Source organism: Micromonospora costi, from assembly GCF_003626655.1.
Lineage (GTDB): Bacteria > Actinomycetota > Actinomycetes > Mycobacteriales > Micromonosporaceae > Micromonospora > Micromonospora costi.
In genome coordinates this window covers 1-22814 of the sequence record NZ_RBAN01000014.1, presented here as the reverse complement: position 1 = coordinate 22814, position 22814 = coordinate 1, and the positions used below count along the sequence as shown (strand labels likewise).

Sequence of the window (22814 nt, the reverse complement as noted above, 5' to 3'; positions counted from 1 at the left end):
CAGCCTGCAGGAGTCGAAGCTGGAGAACCTGGGCCACCTGGGTGACGCCAACGACCACGACTCGCTGGGCCTGTTCCAGCAGCGCCCGAGCTCGGGCTGGGGCACCCCCGAGCAGATCACCGACCCGCAGTACTCGACCATGGCGTTCCAGAAGGGCCTCAAGCAGGTCGACGGCTGGCAGAACATGCCCCTGACCGACGCCGCGCAGACCGTGCAGGTGTCGGCCTACCCCGACGCGTACGCACAGTGGGAACAGCAGGCCGCCGACCTCGTCGCCCAGCACTGGAACAGCTGACACAACCGCACACACGCTGGCCGGCACCCCGAACAGGGGTGCCGGCCAGCGGCGTATCCGGGCCCGCAGGACGGCCTCCGCAGGACGGCCTCCGCAGGACGGCCTACCGCTCGTCGTCGACGCCGAAGCCCTCGAGCCCGGCCCGCTCCTCCGGGGTGCGCAACTCCTGGAAGACGGTGATGTGCAGGCCGGCCGGCGCGTCGAGGCGGGCGTTGAGCGACTGCCACGGGGTGACCGTCGGCGGGGCGACCTGCTCCGCACCCGCGGCGACCAGCCGGTCGGTGGTGGCGCGGCTGTCGTCCACCTCGAAGGCCACCCGGAGCCGGGGCGCGACCTGCCGGCCCACCTCCACCTCGTCGATCATCCGCTTCTGCGCCGGGTTGGCGAGTTCCAGGGTGGCGCGGCCCGCGTCGAGGATGACGACCCGGGCGCCACCCTCACCGGCGTAGGCCTCCTGTTCGGGCAGGCCGAGCGCGTCGCGGAAGAACGCCACGGCGGCCTCGTAGTCGTCGGCCTCCACGACGAGCCGGAGTTGACGGACGGTGGGCGGACGGTCGGCCTCGCGTGTCATGCCTGCCCCCGCGCGATCCACTCGTCGAGGTGCGGCGCTTCGGCGCCGATCGTGGTGTCGTCGCCGTGCCCGGTGTGCACCACCGTCCCGGGCGGGAGGGTGAGCAGTCGGCTCCGGATCGACTCGACGATGGTGCCGAAGTCGCTGTAGGAGCGGCCGGTGGCGCCCGGCCCGCCGGCGAAGAGGGTGTCGCCGGTGAACACGACGCCCAGGTCCGGCGCGTGGAAGCTGCAGGCGCCGGGGCTGTGGCCGGGCGTGTGCAGCACCCGCAGCGCGGTGCCGGCGACCTCGACGGTGTCGCCGTCGCGGAGGGGCCCGTCGGGCGGTACGTCGGGGTGGACCAGGTCCCACAGCACTCGGTCGTCGGGGTGCAGCAGGACGGGCGCGCCGGTGGCCCGCGCCAGCGCCGGAGCGACGCGTACGTGGTCGTCGTGAGCGTGGGTGGCCAGGATGGCCCGGACCCGCCGTTCCCCCACCACCCGCAGGATGGCGTCCACGTCGTGCGGCGCGTCGAGCACGACGCACTCGGCGTCGTCGCCGATTACCCAAACGTTGTTGTCCACGTCGAACGTCTGCCCGTCCAGCGAGAAGGTGCCGGAGGTGACCGCGTGGTCGACCCGGGCCGCCGCCCCAGCCGTCACGGGAAGACCACCACCGAGCGCAGCACGTCGCCGCCGTGCATCCGGTCGAACGCCTGCTCCACCTGGTCCAGCGCGATCTCCTCGGTGACGAACGCGTCGAGGTCGAGGCGGCCCTGCAGGTAGAGCTCGGTGAGCATGGGGAAGTCCCGGCTGGGCAGGCAGTCGCCGTACCAGCTGGACTTGAGGGCGCCGCCACGGCCGAACACGTCGAGCAGCGGCAGGTCGACGGTCATCTCCGGCGTGGGTACGCCGACGAGCACCACGGTGCCGGCGAGGTCGCGGGCGTAGAAAGCCTGCTTCCACGTCTCCGGGCGGCCCACCGCGTCGATCACCACGTCGGCGCCGAAGCCTCCGGTGGCCGCGCGGATCGCCTCGACCGGGTCCTGCGCGGAGGCGTCGACGGTGTGCGTGGCGCCGAAGCGGCGGGCCCAGTCGAGCTTGCGGGGGTCGGTGTCGACGGCCACGATCGTCGTGGCGCCGGCCAGAGCCGCGCCGGCGACCGCGGCGTCCCCCACGCCACCGCAGCCGATCACGGCCACGGAGTCGCCCCGGGTGACCCCGCCGGTGTTCATGGCCGCGCCGAGGCCGGCCATGATGCCGCAGCCGAGCAGGCCCACGGCGGCCGGTCGGGCGGACGGGTCGACCTTGGTGCACTGCCCGGCGTGCACGAGCGTCTTCTCGGCGAACGCGCCGATGCCCAGGGCGGGCGCCAGCTCGGTGCCGTCGGTGAGGGTCATCCGCTGGGCGGCGTTGTGGGTCGCGAAGCAGTACCAGGGGCGGCCGCGCCGGCAGGCCCGGCAGACCCCGCAGACGGCACGCCAGTTGAGGACCACGAAGTCGCCCGGTGCCACACCGGTGACGCCCTCGCCGACCTCCTCGACGACGCCGGCGGCCTCGTGGCCGAGCAGGAAGGGGTACTCGTCGGTGATGCCGCCCTCGCGGTAGTGCAGGTCGGTGTGGCAGACCCCGCACGACTGGATCCGGACGATCGCCTCGCCCGGCCCGGGGTCGGGTACCACGATCGTGGTGACCTCGACCGGTGCGCCCTTGCTGCGGGAGATGACTCCCCGGACCTCCTGGCTCACGGTTGCCCTCCTGTTCGTGCGGTGGCGGCCGGGCCGCCGGCGACGCGCGCCCCGCCGGTACAGGAACCGCCGGGTCCGCCGGTACGCGGGCCGGCGGGCGGCGACGGGCACCGGCGGGAGTACGCGGGACCGGACGGGCCCCGGGGCGAACCTATCGCGATCAATCCGTCCGGCCCAGTCGGCGAAGACGGCGGGTTATCCCGGCCGATGGTGGGTAGGCGGGGACACGTTCCGGGCCTCACCACAGGAGTGATCATGAAACTCGCGCACGTGCCGCTGCGGGCCGCGATCGGCGCCTTCGTGCTGAACTCGGGGTTGAGCAAGCGGAACCTCGAAGGAGAGGCGGCGCAGGGGATGCACGGCATGGCCACCGGCGCGATCCCGCAGCTGCGCCAGGTCCCGCCGGAGAAGTTCGCCAAGCTGCTGTCGTACAGCGAGATCGCGCTCGGCGCGGCCCTGCTCGTCCCGTTCATCCCGTCGACGCTCGTGGGGCTGGGCCTGACCGCCTTCAGCGCGGGGCTCGTCCAGCTCTACCTGAAGACGCCGGGCATGCGGGAGCCGGGTAGCGTGCGGCCGACCCAGCAGGGCACGGCGCTCGCCAAGGACATCTGGCTGGTCGGTGCGGGGCTGACCCTGGTGCTGGACGACCTCACCCACCGCAAGCTCACCCGCTGACTCCCGGCTCTCCCGCGGCGCCGGCGGCCACCGCCGGGGCCCCGACGGGTTCCCGCGCGGCCTGGGCGAGCTGGCGGCGGGCCGCGTTGCGGTACCGCAGCACCTGGACCGCGCCGAGCGCCCAGAGCGCGTACTGCACGGCGAAGGCCCAGCGGAACGCGGCGAGGTCGGGGGTGCTCCGGCCGGCCGGCGTCGTGAGGTCGAGCACCACGCCGACGGCGAGTACCAGCACGATCGAGGCGACGAAGCCGCCGACGTTGACGATCCCGGTGGCGCTGCCGATGCGGCTCGCCGGGTTGAACGTACGGGCGTAGTCGAAGCCGATCATCGACGCGGGGCCGTTGACGGCGAGCACCAGCACCAGCGCCACCAGCAGCCAGCGCGGCGCCGGCCCGGGCCAGGCGAGCACGCCGCCCCACACGGCGGCGGTGGTGGCGACCACGGTGAAGACCAGCACCGAGCGGCGGAACGGGTGCCGGGCGCAGAGGTGCGCGAGGATCGGCCCGACGAGCAGCCCGGCCACGGTCATCACGGTGAGCAGGGACGCGGCGGTGGTGGGCGTGAGCCCCTGGCCCTGGACCAGGAACGGGTAGCCCCAGAGGAGCGCGAACACGTTGCCGGAGAACTGGGTGACGAAGTGGGTCCACAGGCCCAGCCGGGTGCCCGGTTGCGCCCAGGCGGTGGCCAGGTCGCGGCGTACGGCGGCGGGCCTGGGCGGCGGACCCGCGATGGTCTCCCGGTGCGGGGTGTCCCGCACGGCGACGAGCACCAGGAGCACGGCCGTGGCGCCGAGCGCCGCGGCCACGAGGAACGCCGGGGTCCAGCCGGCGTGGTGCAGGAGCGCCACGAGGGGTACGGCGCCGAGGATCGCCCCGAACTGGCCGAGCGTTCCGGTGAGCTGCACGACGAGCGGGTTGGCCCGACCCGGGAACCAGAACGTGACGATCCGCAGCACGCTGATGAACGTCATGGCGTCGCCGAGCCCGACGAGGATCCGGGCGACCACGGCGAGGCGTACGTCGGTGGCGAGGGCGAAGCAGAGCTGGCCGGCGACCATGAGCGCGCCGCCGACGGCCAGCAGCCGGCGCGAGCCGAACCGGTCGAGCAGCACCCCGACCGGGACCTGCATCGCGGCGTACACGGCGAGCTGGGCGACGGAGAAGGTGGCCAGCGCCGACGCGCTGATGCCGAAGCGGTGGGTGGCGTCGACCCCGGTGACGCCGAGCGAGCTGCGGTGGAACACGGCGGCCACGTACGCGGCCAGCGCCACGCCCCAGACCAGGGCGGCGGAGCGGCGGGGGGCGACGGTCGTGGTGACGGCCGCGCTCACCGCACGGTCCGCAGCACGGTCGCCGAATTGTCGATGTGCGCCGCCACGGCGGCGAGCCACCGGGCCGGGGTCTCGTCGTCGAGCGCGGCGAGCTGCGCGGCGTGTTCGGTGAGCGCCACGTCGGCCCAGCCGGGCGAGAGGCGGAAGCTGGCCTCGCCCATGCGCAGCTGCCGGTCGCGCAGCCGCTGGTACAGCTCGGCGAGGATCTCGTTGCCCGCGGCCTCCACCACGGTGGCGTGGAACGCCCGGTCGGCGGCCATGAGCGCGGTCAGGTCGCCGGCGGCGTGGGCCCGCCGCATCTCGGCCAGCCAGCGACCGAGGTCGGCCTTGAGGGCGGCGCGGGACGGCCACACCCGTTCGGCGGCGTGCAGCTCGACGAGCCGCCGGGCCTCGATCACGTCGGCGATCTCGCCTGCCGAGACGGGCCTGATCAGCGCGCCCCGTTTCGGGTAGAGCTTGAGGAGTCCCTCGGTCTCCAGCCGGAGCAGCGCCTCCCGCACCGGCGTCCGGGAGACCCCTGTGGCCTCGGCGATCTCCCCCTCGCTGACGAGCAGGCCGCCGGGGTAGACCTGCTCGAGGATCGCGCGCTTGAGGTGCCGGTACGCGCGTTCGGCGGCCGATGGCGCGGCTGCCCGGGACGGCGCCGAGGGATACGTCATGTATCTATGGTGCGCCGGGACCGTCGCGGCGCCTGCCGCCGGTCGACCGAACGTGGCGTGGGCCACCCGGACACGCGGGTGGGGCGGTCCGATGTGTCGGACCGCCCCACCCCCGATCTGCGGATCAGTCGACGGTCAGCGGGTCAGAACCCGAGGACGTCGCGTCCCCCGACCACCGGCAGGCGCAGCTCGCTGTCGTTCGGGGCGACGCGCAGCTGGGTACCGCCCAACGGCAGCAGCGTGTACTCCTGGTCGCTGGAGAAGACCACCACGCCGATCCGGTGGCCGGCCTGGAACACGTAGTCCTTCGGCTCCAGGGTCCACCGGTAGTCGTACAGCTTGCCCTGCTTGACCGGCTCGGTGCGCGACGGGCTCTTGCGGTTCTGCGGGTCCATCCAGCCCCGCGTCACCACGGTCGGCGCGGCGGTCGAGCCGGCCGGGCCGTAGTCGACAAGGTAGACGGTGAGGTTGGCGTCCGGCTTGTTGTCGATCGCCATCGTCAGCCGCATCTCCGGACGCCCGGAGATGCGGACGTCCTGAGCCAGCGCCGGCGAGCGGTACGCGAGCCGGTTCGCGCTCGCCGTGTCGGGGTCGGCGACGAGGGTGTCGGGGTGGATGGTCCGGCCCTCGTCCACGAAGGTCTGCTGGACCTTGGCCTTCGGCGCCTTGCCAGTGGTCAGCGTGCCCGGCTCGGTGGCGCTGGTCGCGGCCAGGTTCACCCCGACCTCACGGGCGCCCGGGTCCGGCCAGTTGGCGTACGTGGTGTAGACCCGGTTCTCCCGCTGCAGCACCGCGGTGGGCTCGTCCATGATCCCGTTCCGCACGTTCCACAGCCAGTAGTCGAACCAGCGGTTCTCGGTCTGCTTGTACGTCCAGGTCCGGCCGTCCGGCAACGTCACCGAGGCGTTGTTGCCCGGGCCGCCGTGCCCGCCCTGGTGCAGCCAGATCTTGCGCGGGACGTGGCGCTTGGCGAGCTCGTCCCACCAGCCGGCGAAGTGCTCGGTCTTCACGTTCCAGTCGTTGAGGCCGTGCACCACGAAGACGCTCGCCTCGACCTTGCGGGCGTCGAGGTAGTCGCGGTCCCGCCAGAACGCCGAGTAGTCGCCGGTGACCCGGTCCTGGTCCTCGGTGAGCGCGGCGATCTCGTCGGCGCAGCGCCCCTGCGCGCGCGTCTGGCCGGCGGTGAACTGGGCCAGGATGTCGGTGTCCTCACCCTGGTAGGTGCCGGGTGCGACGACCAGACCGTTGGCCCGGTAGTAGTCGTACCAGCTGCTGATCGCGGAGACCGGGACGATCGTCTTGAGCCCCTCGACCCCGGTCGTGGCCACCTGGTTGGGCAGCGTCCCGTTGTAGGAGACGCCCGTCATGCCGACCGCGCCCGTGGTCCAGCCGGCGGTGACCGGCGCGCCGCTGGCGTCGTAGCCCTTCGCCCGCCCGTTCAACCAGTCGATGACGGCCTTGGTGCCCAGCGTCTCGGCCTGGTCGCCGCTGGTGGGGCAGCCGTCCGAGTCGCCGGTGCCGATGCTCTGGCCGAGCACCACGGCGTAGCCGCGCGGCACGTAGTAGTCGTCCAGCGAGCCGGGCAGGTTCGCCTTCGCCTCGGCGCGCTGCACGCCCAGGTCGAGCGCCCGCAGGCCGGAGTGGCGGGTCGCGCCGTTCTGCGGCAGGTCGTCCACCAGCACGCTCGGGTACGGCACGTCACCCCAGGTGTCCTTGCGGTACGGGCTGTGCTCGAAGATGACCGGCACCTTGAAGCCCTGCGTGGCGGTCTCGCGGGGCCGGGAGATGTCGATGGCCACCCGGTCGGGGCGGCCGTCGTGGTCGGTGTCCACCGGGGTCTGGACGTACACCCGCTCCTCGATGGCGTCGGCGAGCGAGAAGACCGGTTGGGTCATGCCGTCGCTGACCACGATGCCCGGGAGTGGGGCGGGCGCGGGTGGCGCCGCCGCCGAGGCGGGTGCGGCACTCAGGACCAGGGCGCCGGACACGCCGACGCCGAGTAGTGCCAGATGGGAGAGTCGACGCACGCGCGTCTCCCTTCGTTCGGGCTGGTGGCCGATGGGCCAGGGGGTGGATCCCGAAGATCCATTCACCCCCATGCTAGGTCCGCCAGCGTTCCCCGTCGATCATCCGAGAGGCGTACGTCCACGATGGTCCGACGAACCGGCCGGGCCCGTCGTCAGCCCGTCGCGGTGTGCCGGGCGCGCAGCAGCCCGTCGGCGTCCACCTCGAACCGGTGGCCGAGGCGGTCGAGCAGGCCGGCGAGCCACCGCGTCTCGGCGGGCTCGGCCCGCTCCAGGCGCAGCCGGCGGATCCGCAGGGGCACGGCCCGCAGCGTCCGCAGTTCCCCGGTGGCGGCGTCGAGCGTCGGCAGCCACAGCAACCGCAGGTCGGGCCGGTACACCTCCGCGCCGCCGATGCCCTCGTAGTCGTCGACCAGGTCCCCGCAGCCGTGCAGCACGAGCCGGCCACGGTGCACCTCCACGGGCCGGGGATGGTGCGACGAGTGCCCGTGCACCACGTCGACCCCGGCGCCGATCAGCTGGCGCGCGAACGCGACCTGCTCCCGCGGCACGTCGTACCCCCAGTTGGACCCCCAGTGCACCGACAGCAGCACCCGGTCCCCGGGCCCGGCGTGCGCGGCGATCCGGGCGGCCAGTGCGTCGGCCGTGCCCGTCGAGAGGTCCGGCAGGTAGGCCACACCGGGCCGGTCGGCGGTGGCCGCCCAGTGCGGAGGCACCCCGCTGGACGGGGTGGCGGCCGCGAACACGAGCAGCCGGCGACCTCCCGGCAGCGCCACCGGGGCGGGTCGCCACGCCTCGTCGGTGTGGCGGCCGGCGCCGGCGTACGCGATCCCGGCGCCCGCCAGCGCGTCGAGCGTGTCGGTGAGCCCCACCGGGCCGAAGTCGAGCACGTGGTTGTTGGCCAGTACGCAGACGTCGAGCCGGGCCGCGGTGAGGCACGGGACGTTGTCGGGGTGCATCCGGTAGTGCACGGCCTTGCCCGGCTCGTGCCGGCCGCGCCCCGTCACGGCGGTCTCCAGGTTGACGATCCGCACCTGCGGGCGGAGGTCGTCCAGCAGCGGCAGGGCCACCCCCCACGGCCACTCCGGCGGCACGGGCCGGGGCACCGGCCCGCCTCCCCGTTCGGCCAGCCGCACGTAGTCCCGGGCGTCGTGGACCTGCTCCTCCCACAGGTCGGGTGGGCCCGGGTGGGGCAGCACGGCGTCGACGCCCCGGCCGGTCATCACGTCCCCGCCGAGGAAGAGGGTCAGATCGTCGGCCATGCGGGCACTCTCCCATCCGGAGGCCCGCGGCAGGGCCGGACGGGAGAACGCGCGGCCGTCGCGCCCCGGATCCGGCCCCGGCCCGCCGGACGGGCTGGCTATCGTGTGGACGACGGCTGGCCATCGTGGGCGACGGCCGGCCGGAGGAGCGTGTGTGACCCAGATCCGATCACCGCGGCCATGGTACCGGCGGATGACCGCCCGCCGGCCGGACGAGCCGCACCGGTCCACCACCACGTTGGAACTCTTCTTCGACCTCTGCTTCGTGGTGGCGGTGGCGCAGGCGGCCGGCAACCTGCACCACGCCGTGTCGGAGGGGCACGTCGGCATGGCGGCCGGCCACTACGCGATGGTCTTCTTCGCCATCTGGTGGGCGTGGATGAACTTCACCTGGTTCGCCTCCGCGTACGACACCGACGACGACGTCTACCGGATCACCACACTGGTGGAGATCTCCGGCGCGCTGATCCTGGCCGCGGGGGTGCCGCGCGCGTTCACCGAGGAGGACTTCACCACCATCACCTTCGGGTACGTGGTGATGCGGCTCGCCGCGGTCGCGCACTGGATCCGAGCGGCGGCCGGCGACCCGGCCCACCGGGCGGCCGCGAGCCGGTACGCCGTGGGCGTCGTGCTGGTGCAGGTCGGCTGGCTGGTACGGCTCGCCCTGCCGGACGGCTGGGGCGTGGTCTCGTTCGTGGTGCTGGTGATCGCCGAGCTGCTGGTGCCCGCGCTGGCCGAGCGGCCCGGGATGACGCCGTGGCATCCGCGGCACATCGTCGAGCGGTACGGCCTGTTCACCCTCATCGTGCTCGGCGAGGTGGTGCTCGCGACGTCGCTGGCGGTCCAGACGGGCGTGGACGCGGGCGACACCCATCTGTGGTCCGTCGCCGCGTCCGGCGCGATCATCGTGTACGCGCTCTGGTGGCTCTACTTCGACCGGCCCGTGGAGATGTCGACGCAGCTGCGGCGCTCGCTGTTCTGGGGCTACGGCCACTACCTGATCTTCTCCTCGGTCGCCGCGGTGGGCGCCGGCCTGGCCGTCGAGGTGGACCACGAACGCGGCGACGGGCACATCTCCGGCGTCACCGCGGGGTACGCGGTGGCCGTGCCGGTGGCCGTCTACCTGTTCACCCTGTGGGCGCTGCACGTCCGCCGCCAGCAACGCTCACGGCTGGCCGCGGTCTTCCCGGCCACCGCCGTCCTGGTGCTGCTCGCGCCGCTGGGGCCGGTGCCCGTACCCCTGGTGGCGGTCCTGCTGTTCCTCCTGGTGGCGGTGACCGTGCTGGCCCGGCGGGTGAACGCCACCGCCGACCCGACCGCGGCCACCGTGAGTACCGGGTCCGACGACGCCGCGTCCTGAACGCGACCCCCCGTACCCATCCGGTATGGGGTATCGCCGGCCGGAAGTGGGCAGAATTGGACCATGTCTCCGCGCCGATGGCTGCTGGCCGACCAGCTCGGGCCGCACTTCCTCGACGACCCCGACCAGCCGGTGCTGCTCGTCGAGGCGCGGGAGCTCTTCCGGCGTCGGCCGATGCACCGGCAGCGGGCCCACCTGATCCTGTCGGCGCTACGCCACCGCGCCGCCGAGCTGGGTGAGCGGGCGCTGCTGCTGCGCACCGGCACCTTCCGGGAAGCCCTCGACCGGGTGACCGAGCCCGTGGAGATGTGCCACCCGCACTCCCGGGCGGCGCTGCGCTTCGCCCGGTCCGTGCCCGGCCTCGCGGTGCTGCCGCCGCGCGGGTTCGTCACCGACCGGGCCGACTTCGCGGCCTGGGCCGACCGGCAGCCCGGTCCACTCCGGATGACGGACTTCTTCCGGTACGCGTCGCGCCGCCACGGTGTGCTCGCCGCACCGGACGGCGACGAGGCGTCCCGCTGCCGGCCCCGCTCGGCCGCTCCCACGCGGCCCGTGCCGCCGCCACCGCGGGTCGTGGAGGACGACATCGACGCGCGGGTGCGCCACGACCTGGACCGGTGGGCGGCCGACGGGGTGCGGTTCGTGGGCCGGGACGGTCCCCGACGGTTCCCGGCCACGCACGCCGAGGCGCAGGCCCGGCTCGCGCACTTCCTGCGGCACCGGCTGCCCGAGTACGACCGGTACGCCGACGTGATGAGCGTGCAGGATCCGCTGCTCGCGCACAGCGGGCTCTCCTCGTCGTTCACGCTCGGCCTGCTCGACCCGGAGCCGGCGGCGCGCGCCGCCGAGCGGGCGTGGCGCGACGGGTCGGCGCCGCGGGCGGCGGTGGAGGCGTTCCTGCGGGGGCTGCTCGGCTGGCGGGAGTTCCTCTGGCAGCTCTACTGGTACCGGGAGCCCCGGCACCTCGCCACCGGGCGGATGATCGCGGCCGAGCCGCTGCCGCAGTGGTTCGCCGACCTCGACGCGGACGTCGTCGAGGCGCGCTGCCTCGCCGACGTGCTGGGCGCCGTGCGGGACACGGCGTTCACCCACCACGTCCCCCGACTGCGGGTGCTCGGCAACTACGCGCTGCAGCGCGGCTGGCGTCCCGCCGAGCTGGTCGACTGGTTCCAGCGCTCGTTCGTCGACGGCGCCGACTGGGTGATGAACGCGACAGTGCTCGGCATGAGCCACGGCGCCGACCTGCCCCTGGTCGAGACCCGCCCGTACGCGGTGGACGGCACCGACATCGACGAGATCAGCGACTACTGCGCCGGCTGCCGGTACACGCCGGAGCGGGCGCTCGGCGACCTGGCGTGCCCGTACACCGGCGGGTTCGAGACCTTCCTGCACCGCAACCGGGAACGGCTCCTCGACGACCCGCGGCTCGCCGCGGAACTGGCCCGCCGCGACGACCCGGAGCACCGCGAGGCGGTGCTCGCGCAGGAGGAGAAGCGGGGCAGCACACCGCCCTGACCCAGCCGGCGTCCGTCGCCGGCCGGGCGACCGGTCAGCCGGCCTCCGTCGCCGGCCGGCGTCGCCCGGCCTCGCCGGCCTCCTCGCGCGGGTCCCCGATCGTGGCCGTGAGGGCGCCCTGCCCGGCCGGCGCCGCCCAGAAGTCCAGCAGCAGCCGGTGGAACTCCTCGGCCCGCTCGATCTGCGGCATGTGGCCGCAGTCGCGGAACAGGTGCGTGCGGGCTCGGGGCAGCAGGGTGCGCGCCGCCTCCAGGTGCGCCGCCGGGAGGATCAGGTCGCGGTCGCCCCAGACCACCAGCGTCGGCAGGTCCAGTGCGGCCACCTGGGTGAGCAGTTCCTCCCGCCAGGGCGCGCGCACGCCGCGGAACCCGCCCAGGCTGCGCGCAGTCTCCAGCATCACCCGCGCGGCGTACGGCTGCCGAGCGACCTCCAGGGCGTACGCGATCCGCTCGGCGGTGGCGAACGCCGGGTCGTGGAAGAGGGCCAGCTCGGTGCGGCGGGCCACCGCCCGGCTGGGGCGCAGCAGCAGGCGGCCCAGCGGGCGCACCGCGAGCAGCCGCAGCGCGAGGGTCACCTCCCGGCCGAAGCCGGCGCTGTTGACCAGGGCGAGGCTGGCCACGCGGGCCGGCTCGGCGACGGCGAGCCGCATGGCGACCGCGCCGCCGAGGGAGTTGCCGACCAGGTGCGCGGGACGGTCGACGCCGACCACGTCGAGGTACCGGCCGACGAACCGGGCCAGCGCCGCCAGGTCGTGGGGTTCGGCCATGGGCAGCGAACCGCCGTAGCCGGGCAGGTCGACGCTGTGCACCCGGAACCGCTGGGCGAGCAGGTCGTGCTGCTCGGTGAAGTCGCGCAGGGTGCGGCCGATGCCGTGCAGCAGCACCACCGGGGGGCCGTCGCCGTCGACGCGGTGGCGCACCCGCCGGCCGGCGACCGTGACGTGCCGGGGCCGCTCCGCCGCGCTCACGCCGACTCCCCCGCACGCTCGGCGGTGGGCTGCGGCGTGCCGCGCTGGGCGGGCACGTCGACCGGCGATGGACCGCCCGGCGGGGGCGCCGTCGACGTGGCGGCCGTCGGGGTGGTGCCGCGCAGGCCGAGAGCGAGGACCCGGCCGTACGAGGCGGGCGCCACCCGCGCCAGCAGGTCGGGCAGCTTCGCCGACCAACCGATCAGCACCCGGCCGCGGCGGCGCGCCACGCCCCGCAGGATCACCTCGGCGGCCCGCGCCGGCGGGATGGTGAGCAGCTTCTCGAACTGCCGCCGGCCCTGCTCGTACTCCGCTCGGGCGACGCCGCTGCCGACGCGGGCGTTGGCCGCGATCCGGGTGTTGATCCCGCCGGGGTGCACGGAGGTGACGCCGATGCCGTTGTCGACCAGCTCGTGGCGCAGGGCCTCGGTGAAGCCGCGGACGGCGAACTTGCTGGCCGCGTACGCCGTCTGCCCGGCGGGGGCGATCAGGCCGAAGAGGCTGGAGACGTTGACCAGGTGCGCGCCGGGCTCGGCCTTCAGCGCGGGCAGCAGCGCGTGGGTCAGCTGCGCCACCGCCCGGAAGTTGATGTCCACGACCCAGCTGAACTCGTCGAAGGTGACCTGGTCGAACCGGCCGCCGAGGGCCACGCCGGCGTTGTTGACCAGCAGCCGGATCCGCGGGTGCCGGTGCCGGACCTCCTCGGCGGTCCGGGCGGTCGCGGCCGCGTCGGCGAGGTCCACGAGGTACGTGGTGACCGGCAGGGCCGGGTGGGCCTCGCGAATCGCCGCCACGACGCCGTCCAGACCGTCGGCGTCGCGGTCGAGCAGGACGAGGTGGCTGCCGCGGCGGGCCAGCCCGTGCGCGAGGGCCTCGCCGATGCCGCTGGCGGCGCCGGTGACCACGGCCGTGCCGCCGTCGAAGTCGAAGCTACGCACGCGATGCGCTCCTTACCGGGCTGCCCGCGCGGGAGAACCGCACGCCCTCGTCGGTGAGCCGGCCGTGCCGCATCAGCAGCACGTCCCGGGGATAGTTCTGGTACAGCCGCCAGGGCGCGGACCGGCCCTGCTTGGGCAGTGCGTCCAGGCTACGCAGGACGTAGCCGGACCGGAGGTCGATCAGCGGCACCCGGTCGTCGTCCGGTGGCGGTTGCGGGGTCACGATCTGCTGGCCGGTGCGGTCCAGGTGCCGCAGCAGCCGGCAGACGTACGTGGCGACGAGGTCCGCCTTCAGCGTCCACGACGCGTTGGTGTAGCCGATCGTCATGGCGAGGTTGGGCACGCCGGAGAGCATCATGCCCTTGTACGCGACGGTCCGGGCGAGGTCGACGTCGGCGCCGTCGACGCGCAGCGTCATGCCGCCCAGGGCGAGCAGGTTCAGCCCGGTGGCGGTCACCACGACGTCGGCCGGCAGCTCCTCGCCGGAGGTGAGCCGGAGGCCGTGCTCGGTGAACGTGTCGATGGTGTCGGTGACCACCGACGCACGCCCGGCCTGCACGGCGGCGAAGAGGTCGCCGTCGGGCACGATGCAGAGCCGCTGGTCCCAGGGGTCGTAACGCGGGGAGAAGTGGCGGTCCACGTCGTATCCGGCCGGCAGCCGGCCGGTCGCGCCCCGCCGCAGCAGCTTGCGTACCAGGTGGGGGGCGCGCCGGCTGAGCTGGTAGGTGGCGGTGGCGAGCAGCACGTTCTTCCAGCGGACCAGCGGGTAGACGGCCGTCGCCGGCAGCCGGCGGCGCAGCGCGTCGGCGAGCCGGTCGCGCGAGGGCAGCGCGAGGACGTACGTGGGCGAGCGCTGGAGCATGGTCACGTGGGCGGCCCGTTCGGCCATCGCGGGGACGAGGGTCACGGCGGTCGCGCCGCTGCCGATCACCACCACGCGCTTGCCGGTGTGGTCCAGGTCGGCCGGCCAGTGCTGCGGGTGGACCAGCCGCCCGGCGTACCGTTCGACGCCGGGCAGCGGCGGGGTGTAGCCGGCGTCGTAGCGGTAGTAGCCGGCGCAGACGTAGAGGAACCCGCAGGTCAGCTCCACGGTCTCGCCGGTGTCCTCGCGGTGGGCCCGTACCGTCCACCGTGCCGAGGCGCTGTCCCACGCGCCGCTCACCACCCGGTGCCGGAAGCGTATGTGCCGGTCCACGCCGTACTCCCGGGCGGTCTGCCGGACGTAGTCGCGGATCGAGTCGCCGTCGGCGATGGCCTTCGGGGAGGTCCAGGGCTTGAAGGAGTAGCCGAGGGTGAACATGTCCGAGTCGGAGCGCACCCCGGGATAGCGGAACAGATCCCACGTCCCGCCGATGGCGTCCCGGGCCTCCAGCAGCGCGTACGTCTTGCCGGGGCAACTGCGTAGCAGGTGGCAGGCGGCGCCGACGCCGGACAGCCCGGCGCCGACGATGAGCACGTCGACGTGGTCGGTGGCCATGGCACCTCCCTGGGTGGCGGTGGACGGACCCTATCCACCGCCGTCGACGTCGGTCAACACCCTGTCGAGTTTGTCGACAGGGTGTTGAGCCACGGTAGGATCGACGGCCATGACGACCGCCCGTACCGCCGCCGGGAGCGCGGTCCCGCGCGGACGGCGGGGCGCCCGCTCGGCCGGCGACCACCGCGAGCTGGCGATCCTGGCCACCGCGGAGCGGCTGCTGGAGCAGCGGCCGTTCGCCGACATCTCCATCGACGACCTGGCCCGCGGCGCCGGCATCTCCCGCCCCACGTTCTACTTCTACTTCGCCTCCAAGGACGCGGTGCTGCTCACCCTGCTGGACCGGGTCACCGAGGAGGCCGACGCCGCCGCCGGCGACGTGCTGGACCGGGTGGCCGAGGACCCGCGGGCGCGCTGGCGGGAGCTCATCAGCCGGTTCCACGACACGTTCCGGGAGCACAAGGCCGTCGCCCTCGCCTGCGCCCAGGTGCGCGGCACGAACGCCGAGGTCCGCGAACTGTGGGCGACAGTGCTGGAGCACTGGGTCCGGTGCACCGAGACGGCCGTCGCGGCCGAACGCCGGCGCGGCGCGGCCCCGGACGGGCTGCCCGCCCGGGACCTCGCGATCGCCCTGAACTCGATGAACGAGCGGGTCATGTACGCGACGTTCGCCGCCGACGGCCCCGCCGTGGCCGAGCCGGACGTGGTGGACGTACTGCTCGACGTGTGGTTGTCGACGATCTACCGCAGCACCGCTCCCCCGCCGGCCTGACCACTCCGGCCCGCGGCGAAGTCTCCGGTCGCCGGCGGCACGGACGTCTGAGTCGCCGATCAGCGGCCCACCGGCCCCTCGGCGCGGGTGTCGGCGAGGTACGCCGCGACGTCCGGCCGCTCCGGCGCGAGCACGTGCCGGATCCAGGCCGCCCGCTCGTGCTCCAGCACGCCCAGCTCCCAGACGCAGCCCACCCCGGGCCGCCGCAGCGGGACGAAGTGGCTCGGGTCCTCGTCGGGGCAGCCCAGCACCGGCTGGCCCGCCACCGCGATACGGGCCTCGACCACGTTGTCCCACGCCCAGCAGTACGCCAGCAGGTACGCGCCGCTGTCCGCGCCCCGGTGCAGCACCACCCAACCGGCGGGCGGGGTGCCGTCGGGCTCCGGCAGCAGGCCCGGCAGCACCTCGTACGCCGCCTTCTCCACCTCCGGCTCGATCGGACGGGCCGGCTGGTCGATGTGGTAGCGCTTCAGGTGCCGCCCGGCGACCGTCACCGGCCCGGGAACGCGCAGGTCCTTGTCGGAAAATGCCATGCCGGGACGGTACGGGTCCTCCCCTGACAGCTACTGTCAGCGGAGTGCGGGCCAGTCGACTTCTCTCCGTCCTGCTGCTCCTCCAGGCGCACGGCCGCCTCACGGCCACCCAGCTCGCCGACCGCTTAGGCGTCTCCACGCGGACCATCTACCGGGACGTGGAGTCGCTGCACGCCGCCGGCATCCCGCTGTACGGCGAGGCCGGCCACGCCGGCGGCTACCAGCTCGTCGAGGGCTGGCGGACCCGGCTGACCGGCCTGACCGCCGAGGAGGCGGACCGGCTCTTCCTGGCCGGGCTGCCCGGGCCGGCCGACGAACTCGGCGACGGCGCGGTGGTGGCCGCGCTCCAGCTCAAGCTGCACGCCTCGCTGCCACCGCCGCAACGGGAGCGGGCCGCCCGGTTGCAGCAGCGGTTCCACCTGGACACCCCCGGCTGGTACGCCGACGGCGACGCCTCGCCGCACCTGGCGCCCACCGCCGACGCGGTCTGGCGGCAGCGGCGCGTGGAGGTCCGCTACCGCAGCTGGACCGGCGAGGTGACCCGCGTGCTGGAGCCGTACGGGCTGGTGCTCAAGGGCGGCCGCTGGTACGTGGTGGCCGCCCGGCCGGGCCGGGCCGAACCGGCCACGTACCGGGTCAACCAGATCCTCGCGCTGACCCCGCTCGACGAGGGGTTCGAGCGGCCGGCCGAGTTCGACCTGCCGGCCTGGTGGCGCGCGCACGTCCACGAGTTCCGGGCCCGGCTGCACCGCGACGAGGCGACCGTACGCCTCTCCCCGGCCGGGCGGGACCGGCTGCGGGAGATCGCCAACGACGTCGTGGTGGCCGCCGTGGACGCGAGCGCCGGCCCGCCCGACGGCGACGGCTGGGTCACGGCGGTGCTGCCGATCGAGTCGCTCACCCACGCGCACGGCGACCTGCTGCGTCTCGGCGCCGAGGTCGAGGTGCTCGCCCCGGCCGCCCTGCGCGACCGCCTGACCACCACCGCCACCACCCTGGCCCGCCTCTACACCCGACCCTGACCGGGGCTCCCACTCTCCCCGCGATCTTGCACTTTCGGCCCCTGATTCGCGGCTTTCGCCCCGGAATGTCGGGGCACAAAGTGCAAGATCGCGGGGAGGGGTGCGGAGTCCGGGGTCCACTATGGAGCCCCGGGGGCATCGATTGTCGGCTTGGTGTGCCACCCTGGGACGGGTCCGACGAGGTCACCGGAGGTGAGGGTCACGCTACGGCTGCGCGCGCTGGTCGCCGCGCCCGGCACCGGGCCGGTGACCCTCGACGTCCCCGCCGGGCGGACGGCCGCCCTGGTCGCGCCGCCCCGGGTCGGCACCGCGGTCGCCCGGGTCCTGGCCGGGCTGGCCGCGCCGCTGGCCGGGCGGGTCCTGGTCGGCGAGCGCGACGTCACCGACCTGCCGCCGCCGCGCCGCCAGATCGGCTACGTGCCGGCCGGCGACGCGCTGCTGCCGCAGCTCACGGTGCGGCGCAACATCGAGTACGGCCAGCGCAAACGCGAACGGGTGCGTGAGGTGGCCGACGACTGGACGGCGACCGTCGTCGAACGGCTGGAACTGGCGCCCACCCTCGCCCTGCTGCCGCACCTGCTCTCCGACGCCCAGCGGTTCCGGGTCGCCCTCGCCCGCGCCGCCGCCTGCCTGCCCGAGGTGCTGGTGGTCGACCTGCCGTCCGGCATGGCCGGTGGCGGCCGCCTCGGCGACCTGCTCCCCCGGCTCTCGCCGCCGGACGCCCCGGGGGTGGCCGTGCTCGTGTGCACCGCCGACGAGCGCACGCTGGACGAGATCCCCACCCGGGTCGCGCTCGTCACCGAGGCGGAGGCCCGGTGACGCCGCCGGGGCGGGTGCGCCGCCGTACGCTGCTGCGGGCCGCGGCCGCCGGCACCGTGGCGGCCACGGCCGGCTGCACCGGCGGCGGGCGCGCCGTGCAGGTGGCGGTGGTCTGGAGCGGCGCGGAGCTGGCCCGATTCCGGGAGGTGGTGGCCGGCTACGACGGGCCCGTGCAGGCGATCAGCGCCGGCAACGACATCGACGCCTTCCTGCGCGCCCGGCACCTGGCCGGCACCAGCCCCGACGTGGCCATCCTGCCCCGCCCCGGCCTGGTCACCGAGTACGCGCGACGCGGCTGGCTGACCCCACTGCCCGCACCTCCCGGCTACACGGTGCCGGGCGGCATGGGCGACCTGCTCACCGACCGCGGCCAGCGCTACGGCGTCTGGGTGAAGGCGGCGCACAAGTCGCTGTTCTGGCACCTGCCGTCGGTGCTGCCGCAGCCACCGGCCACCTGGGACGACCTCGTGGCGCTCACCCGGCGGCTCGGCGCGCGGGCCCGCCGCGGCGACGGTCCGGCGCCGCTGGCCATCGGCGCGGCCGACGGGTGGGTGCTCACCGACTGGTTCGAGAACGTGCTCGCCGACGTGGCGCCCGACGCCTACGACGCACTCGCCGGGCCGGACGCCGACTGGCAGGGCCGGCCGGTGCGCGACGCGCTGGACCGGCTCGCCGAGATCTGGAGCGTCGACGGGGCCTTCCCCGGCGGGGCGCGGCGAGCCCTCCTCACCCAGTTCGAGGAATCCGTGATCCAGGTGGTGCACTCGCGCCGGGCCGCGATGGTGTTCGAGGGCGACTTCACCGACGACGTGGTCCACCGGTTCCAGCGCGGCCCGGAGGCGCCCACCACGTTCCGGTTCCCCGGCAACCGGGCCGACGGGGGCCCGCTCATCGTGGGCGGCGACGCCGCGGTGGCCTTCGCCCCGTCCGGGGTGGACCTGGTCGCCTGGCTCACCGACGCCGCCGCGTTCCGGCCCTGGCTGCGCTCCGGCGGCTACCTCTCGCCGAGCGTCACCGTCCCGCTGGCCAGCTACGCCGACCCGGTCCGCCGCCGGCTGGCCGGCGAGATGCGCACCGCGGGCACCCTGCGGTTCGACCTCTCCGACCGGCTGCCCGGGCCGTTCACGGGCACCGACGGCGTCGGCATCTGGCGGATCATGCAGGACTTCTTCGCCGACGTGACCGGAGGCGTACGCGCCGGTGAGGCGATCCGCCGCGCCACCGGCCAGCTCGCCGCGGCGGCGCGGAGCGCGGGCGGTGGCCGGTGACCCGCCTCCCGGTGCTCGGCGAACCGGCCGTGCTCGACGACGTGGGGCCGCCGCGGCGCGGGCGGGCGTACCCGGCGGCGGGCGCCACGTCGGCGCTGGTGCTGCCGGCGGCGCTGCTGCTGGGCGGGCTGGTGCTGTGGCCGGTGCTGCGCACGATGCACGCGAGCGTCACGACGGGCGGCCGCTGGGTGGGCGCCGCGCACTTCCGGGAGGCGCTGGCCGCGCCGGGCACCGGCGCCGTGGTCGGCCGTACGCTGCTCTGGGCGCTGCTGGTGCCCGCCGTGGTGACCGGGCTCGGCTACCTGCTGGCCGCGTCGTCGCGCAGGTCCCACGAGGGCGGGCTGGTCCGGCTGATCCTGGTGGTGCCGATCGCCCTGCCCCTGGTCGTCACCGGGGTGACCTTCCGGCTCATGTACGACCCGGACCCGTCGCGGGGGCTGGCCACGCTCGTCGCCGCGCGGCTGACCGGCCGCAGCGGTGACCAGGTGCCGCAACTGCTCGGCCCGCGCCTGGTGACCGTGGCGCTGATGTCGGCGTTCGTCTGGGCGTGGGTGGGGCTCGCCGTGCTGGTGTTCCGGGCCGCGCTGGACCGGCTCCCGTCGAGCCTCGCCGACGCCGTCCGCGCCTACGGCGGCACCCGCCGGCACGTGCTCTGGGACGCCCAGTGGCGGCCGCTGCTGCTGCGTACCGTCGCGGTGGTCTTCGCCCTGGTGGCGCTCGGCACGAGCCGGACGTTCGACCTGATCCTGGTGATGACGCCCGGCTCGGTACGCGACGAGGCCGCGGTGCTCGCGCTGCGCGTGTGGCAGACCTCCGGCGGCACCACCACCGGCGAGGGCGCGGCGCTCGGCGTGATCTGGCTGGCGGCCGTCGCCGGCGGCATGCTGGTGGCGGCGCTGTTCGTCCGGCAGGCGTGGCCGCCGCCGCGGCCCGCCGAGCCGGCCGGGCCCGATCCGGGGGCCGCCCCGCCGCCGCGGCTGTTCCGGCTGCTCGCGGCGGGCGCGGCGATCGCCTGGCTGGTCCCGCTGGCCGTCCTCGTGGCGACGTCGTTGCACGGGCCGGTCGACGCGGCGGCGCGGGGCTGGTGGTCGGCGCCGCCCAACCTGGCCTCGTACCGGGACCTGGTCACCGGGTCGGAACTGTGGCGGGCGCTGGCGTTCACGCTGCTGCTGGCCACCGTGGTCACCGCAACGGTGCTGGTCGTGGCGGTGCTCGCCGCCTACCCGCTGGCCTGGCTCACCGGGCCGGCCGCGCAGGTGACCGGCCTGCTGCTGATGACGGCCGTCGTCGTACCGGTGCAGGTGATCGCCGGTCCGGTCAACGAGGTGCTCGGGATGGTGCTCTCCTCCGGCACCGCCCGGGGCCTGGCGCTGGTGCACATGGCGCTCGGCGTGCCGTTCGCGGTGCTGGTGCTGCGCAACGCGTTCGCCGACCTGCCGGCCGACCAGGTACGCGCGGCCCGGCTCGCCGGCCGCCACTGGTGGGGCACGCTGCGGCGGCTGGCCCGGCACAGCCGCCCGGCGATCGTGGCCGTGTCCGTGCTGGAGTTCGTGCAGGTCTGGAACGACCTCGTGGTCGGGCTGCTGTTCAGCGGCCCGGACGCGGCGCCGCTGGGGCTCTTCCTCGCGGGGCAGACCCGCGGCTTCGTGGCCAACAGCGGGGCGCTGGCCGCGGGCTCGGTGATCGCGTCCGTCCTGCCGGTGGTGCTGGTCGTGCTCGCCCGGCGGCATCTCGTGGCCGGCCTCGTCTCCGGTGGCGTGCGGTGACCGCCCCCACCGGCCCCGGCCGTCCGCCGCGGTGGCCGATCCTGGTGGCGGTCGGCACGCTGGTCAGCGGCGTGGCCGCCAACCTGGCCAGCAACCTGCTCTCCGAGCTGGCCGACAGCGTCCTCGGCCCGGCCAGCATCGCGCTGGCGCTCAGCGGCGCGGTCGGGTGGGTGGTGTTCGAGGTCCGCCGCCGCCGGGCCGACCGCCAGGTCGGCGTCGAACCGACCGACGTGGTGGCCGCCCCCGCCACCGGCGCGCCCACCCTGCCCTACCCGGCCGGCTTCACGGGGCGGGAGGCGCACGTGGCGGCCGTCGTCGACCTGCTCGCCCGGGAGCACGCCGTCGCCGTGCTGGGCCGGCGGGGCGTGGGCACGTCGGCATGCGCCGTGCAGGCGGCCAACCTCTGCCGTGACGACTTCCCCGACGGGCACTACTACCTGGATCTGCGCCGCGGCGGCCGGCCCCGGTCCGCGCGCCAGGTCCTCGCCGCGCTGGCCCGGATCCTCGGCACGACACCGCCCTCCTCGGGCCGGCCGGACGCGCTCGCCGAGGCCGCCGACGCGCTGCGCCGCCACCTCGACGGCCGGAAGATCCTGCTCGTGCTGGACAACGTCGACCGGCCGGCGCAGGTGCGGCCGCTGCTGCCGCCGACCGCGCGTACCTGCCGGCTGCTGATCGCCGGAGGTCCCGCGCTGACCGGCCTCGACGGTGTGGTGGCGCACTGGATCGCCGAGCCGGGGCCGGCCGAGGCCGTCGAGCTCTTCGCCGCCGCCGGTCAGGCCGCGCCGGCCGCCCGGGCCCGTCGGGCCGACCCGCGCGCCGACCCCGCGGTGGCGTCCATCGTCGACCTGTGCGGGCGGCAGCCGCGGACGGTACGGGCGCTGGGTTACCGCACCGCCCAGCACGGCTGGCGGCACAGCGACGTGCTCGACGCCCTGCGCCGCGCCGTGGAGACGCCGCCGCACCAGCGGATCACCGTCTCCCCGGCGGCCCGGCTGGTCACCGAGCGGGACACCGCCTACCGGGCGCTGTCCCCGGAGGCCCGGCGGCTCTACCGGCTCATGTCGCTCAGCCCCGCGCCGGTGGACCGGCCCACCATCGCGGCCCTGGCCGCCCGGCGGCCCGAGCGGGTGGCCCGGCTCCTCGACGAGCTGGCCGCGGCCGCGTTCGTGGCGGGCGCACCCGGCGACCGGTACGAGATCCGCCCGCTGCTCGCCCGGTACGCCCGGCTGCACCTGCGCGACGCCGAACCGGTCCGCCAGCGGGTCGCCGCGCAGGCCCGGCTCACCCGCCACCTGGCGAAGCGCGCCGAGCGGCACGCCGCCAACCTGGCGGCGCTCGGGTCGCCACCGGACCGGGAGTGGTCGCTGCCCCTGGACGACGACCCGTACGGCTGGTTCGACCTGCACCAGGAGCTGCTGCTGGCCGTGGTGCGGGTGCCGGCCGGCGCGGCGGAGACGCTGCCCCGCCGGGTGCGGCGGTGGTGGTTCCGCCTCGCGGTGGCCCTCTGCGGCTGGCTCGCGCACGCCGACCGGCTGGACGAGTGGGAACGGGTGTGCCGCACCGTGCTCGCCACGCCGACCGCCGACGACCGGCCGGAGATCGCCGGGTGGGCGCACAACGAGCTGGGCGTGCTGCGCCGGCGCCGGCACGATCCGCAGGGCGCCGCCGCCGCGCTGACCCTGGCCGTGGCCGAGCGCGGCCGGCGGGGCACCGCGCAGGCGCGCATGAATCTCGGCCTGGCCCTGCTCGACCTCGGTCAACTCGACGACGCGGTCGAGCACCTGGAGCTGTCCCGGCGGCACCGGTCCGCCGCGGACCGGGCCGGGCACGCG

20 protein-coding genes and 1 pseudogene are annotated in these 22814 nt (G+C 75.2%); 10 read left to right on the top strand and 11 right to left on the bottom strand.

All coding sequences use genetic code 11. The features are described 5' to 3' along the window. Positions 1 to 295: pseudogene (locus D7193_RS32930) on the top strand (hypothetical protein); the annotation flags it as partial. Positions 296 to 398: 103 nt separating this feature from the next. Here the strand turns inward: D7193_RS32930 and D7193_RS32925 are convergent. From D7193_RS32925 to D7193_RS32915, 3 genes are read right to left on the bottom strand one after another with little or no spacing between them, the layout of a single operon-like run. Beyond that, positions 399 to 866 carry a VOC family protein gene (locus D7193_RS32925; protein WP_120783590.1) on the bottom strand — a complete coding sequence of 156 codons (468 nt, stop codon included), beginning with the start codon at positions 864 to 866 and terminating at the stop codon, positions 399 to 401. After that, the gene (locus D7193_RS32920; RefSeq protein ID WP_120783589.1) at positions 863 to 1507 is read right to left on the bottom strand and encodes an MBL fold metallo-hydrolase; all 645 of its coding nucleotides are present in this window, start codon (positions 1505 to 1507) and stop codon (positions 863 to 865) included. The genes D7193_RS32925 and D7193_RS32920 overlap by 4 nt, the downstream gene beginning before the upstream one ends. Continuing rightward, complete coding sequence (locus D7193_RS32915; protein ID WP_120783588.1) at positions 1504 to 2592, bottom strand: S-(hydroxymethyl)mycothiol dehydrogenase; 1089 nt, start codon at positions 2590 to 2592, stop codon at positions 1504 to 1506. Before D7193_RS32915 ends, D7193_RS32920 begins: the two co-directional genes overlap by 4 nt. 255 nt (positions 2593 to 2847) lie before the next feature. Here D7193_RS32915 and D7193_RS32910 point away from each other — a divergent pair, with 255 nt between their 5' ends. Then, positions 2848 to 3267 (top strand): hypothetical protein, encoded by a 420-nt coding sequence (locus tag D7193_RS32910; protein WP_120783587.1) that lies wholly within the window; start codon positions 2848 to 2850, stop codon positions 3265 to 3267. Here D7193_RS32910 and D7193_RS32905 read toward each other — a convergent pair. The 4 genes from D7193_RS32905 to D7193_RS32890 form a co-directional block, all read right to left on the bottom strand. Next, entirely contained in the window at positions 3257 to 4597 is a 1341-nt protein-coding gene (locus tag D7193_RS32905) for an MFS transporter (protein WP_120783586.1), read from the bottom strand. The two genes, D7193_RS32910 and D7193_RS32905, sit on opposite strands and share 11 nt — an antisense overlap. Then, positions 4594 to 5256 carry a GntR family transcriptional regulator gene (locus D7193_RS32900; RefSeq protein WP_120783585.1) on the bottom strand — a complete coding sequence of 221 codons (663 nt, stop codon included), beginning with the start codon at positions 5254 to 5256 and terminating at the stop codon, positions 4594 to 4596. The genes D7193_RS32905 and D7193_RS32900 overlap by 4 nt, the downstream gene beginning before the upstream one ends. A 143-nt stretch (positions 5257 to 5399) precedes the next feature. Continuing rightward, positions 5400 to 7283: a Xaa-Pro dipeptidyl-peptidase gene (locus D7193_RS32895; RefSeq protein ID WP_120783584.1), complete on the bottom strand. Its 1884-nt coding sequence runs from the start codon at positions 7281 to 7283 to the stop codon at positions 5400 to 5402. Positions 7284 to 7435: 152 nt separating this feature from the next. Next, positions 7436 to 8542, bottom strand: a complete 1107-nt coding sequence (locus D7193_RS32890) for a CapA family protein (protein WP_120783583.1) — start codon at positions 8540 to 8542, stop codon at positions 7436 to 7438. A 193-nt stretch (positions 8543 to 8735) separates the two neighbouring features. On the opposite strand from D7193_RS32890, the gene D7193_RS32885 reads away from it, so the two are divergent. Continuing rightward, positions 8736 to 9902 (top strand): low temperature requirement protein A, encoded by a 1167-nt coding sequence (locus D7193_RS32885; protein ID WP_120783582.1) that lies wholly within the window; start codon positions 8736 to 8738, stop codon positions 9900 to 9902. Positions 9903 to 9965: 63 nt separating this feature from the next. Beyond that, positions 9966 to 11417 carry a cryptochrome/photolyase family protein gene (locus tag D7193_RS32880; RefSeq protein WP_120783581.1) on the top strand — a complete coding sequence of 484 codons (1452 nt, stop codon included), beginning with the start codon at positions 9966 to 9968 and terminating at the stop codon, positions 11415 to 11417. 34 nt (positions 11418 to 11451) lie between these two features. Here D7193_RS32880 and D7193_RS32875 read toward each other — a convergent pair whose 3' ends face one another. From D7193_RS32875 to D7193_RS32865, 3 genes are read right to left on the bottom strand one after another with little or no spacing between them, the layout of a single operon-like run. Continuing rightward, entirely contained in the window at positions 11452 to 12384 is a 933-nt protein-coding gene (locus D7193_RS32875) for an alpha/beta fold hydrolase (protein WP_120783580.1), read from the bottom strand. Further along, a complete protein-coding gene (locus tag D7193_RS32870) occupies positions 12381 to 13322 on the bottom strand; it encodes an SDR family NAD(P)-dependent oxidoreductase (RefSeq protein WP_120783579.1) in 942 nt (313 codons plus the stop codon). The genes D7193_RS32875 and D7193_RS32870 overlap by 4 nt, the downstream gene beginning before the upstream one ends. Then, positions 13315 to 14799, bottom strand: coding sequence for a flavin-containing monooxygenase (locus tag D7193_RS32865; RefSeq protein ID WP_120783578.1), 1485 nt, complete (start codon positions 14797 to 14799; stop codon positions 13315 to 13317). The genes D7193_RS32870 and D7193_RS32865 overlap by 8 nt, the downstream gene beginning before the upstream one ends. 109 nt (positions 14800 to 14908) lie before the next feature. On the opposite strand from D7193_RS32865, the gene D7193_RS32860 reads away from it, so the two are divergent. Further along, positions 14909 to 15571, top strand: coding sequence for a TetR/AcrR family transcriptional regulator (locus D7193_RS32860; protein ID WP_120783577.1), 663 nt, complete (start codon positions 14909 to 14911; stop codon positions 15569 to 15571). Positions 15572 to 15630: 59 nt separating this feature from the next. Here D7193_RS32860 and D7193_RS32855 read toward each other — a convergent pair whose 3' ends face one another. Further along, entirely contained in the window at positions 15631 to 16104 is a 474-nt protein-coding gene (locus D7193_RS32855) for a hypothetical protein (protein WP_120783576.1), read from the bottom strand. 44 nt (positions 16105 to 16148) lie between these two features. On the opposite strand from D7193_RS32855, the gene D7193_RS32850 reads away from it, so the two are divergent. The 5 genes from D7193_RS32850 to D7193_RS32830 form a co-directional block, all read left to right on the top strand. Next, positions 16149 to 17126: a helix-turn-helix transcriptional regulator gene (locus tag D7193_RS32850; protein ID WP_120783575.1), complete on the top strand. Its 978-nt coding sequence runs from the start codon at positions 16149 to 16151 to the stop codon at positions 17124 to 17126. 192 nt (positions 17127 to 17318) lie between these two features. Beyond that, positions 17319 to 17945: an ATP-binding cassette domain-containing protein gene (locus D7193_RS32845; protein ID WP_158674902.1), complete on the top strand. Its 627-nt coding sequence runs from the start codon at positions 17319 to 17321 to the stop codon at positions 17943 to 17945. Continuing rightward, positions 17942 to 19213 carry an extracellular solute-binding protein gene (locus D7193_RS32840; RefSeq protein WP_147434490.1) on the top strand — a complete coding sequence of 424 codons (1272 nt, stop codon included), beginning with the start codon at positions 17942 to 17944 and terminating at the stop codon, positions 19211 to 19213. The genes D7193_RS32845 and D7193_RS32840 overlap by 4 nt, the downstream gene beginning before the upstream one ends. After that, the gene (locus D7193_RS32835; RefSeq protein ID WP_120783572.1) at positions 19210 to 20979 is read left to right on the top strand and encodes an ABC transporter permease; all 1770 of its coding nucleotides are present in this window, start codon (positions 19210 to 19212) and stop codon (positions 20977 to 20979) included. Before D7193_RS32840 ends, D7193_RS32835 begins: the two co-directional genes overlap by 4 nt. Beyond that, a partial coding sequence (locus D7193_RS32830) for a hypothetical protein (protein WP_206612054.1) occupies positions 20976 to 22814 on the top strand: 1839 nt, incomplete at its 3' end. The genes D7193_RS32835 and D7193_RS32830, both read left to right, overlap by 4 nt.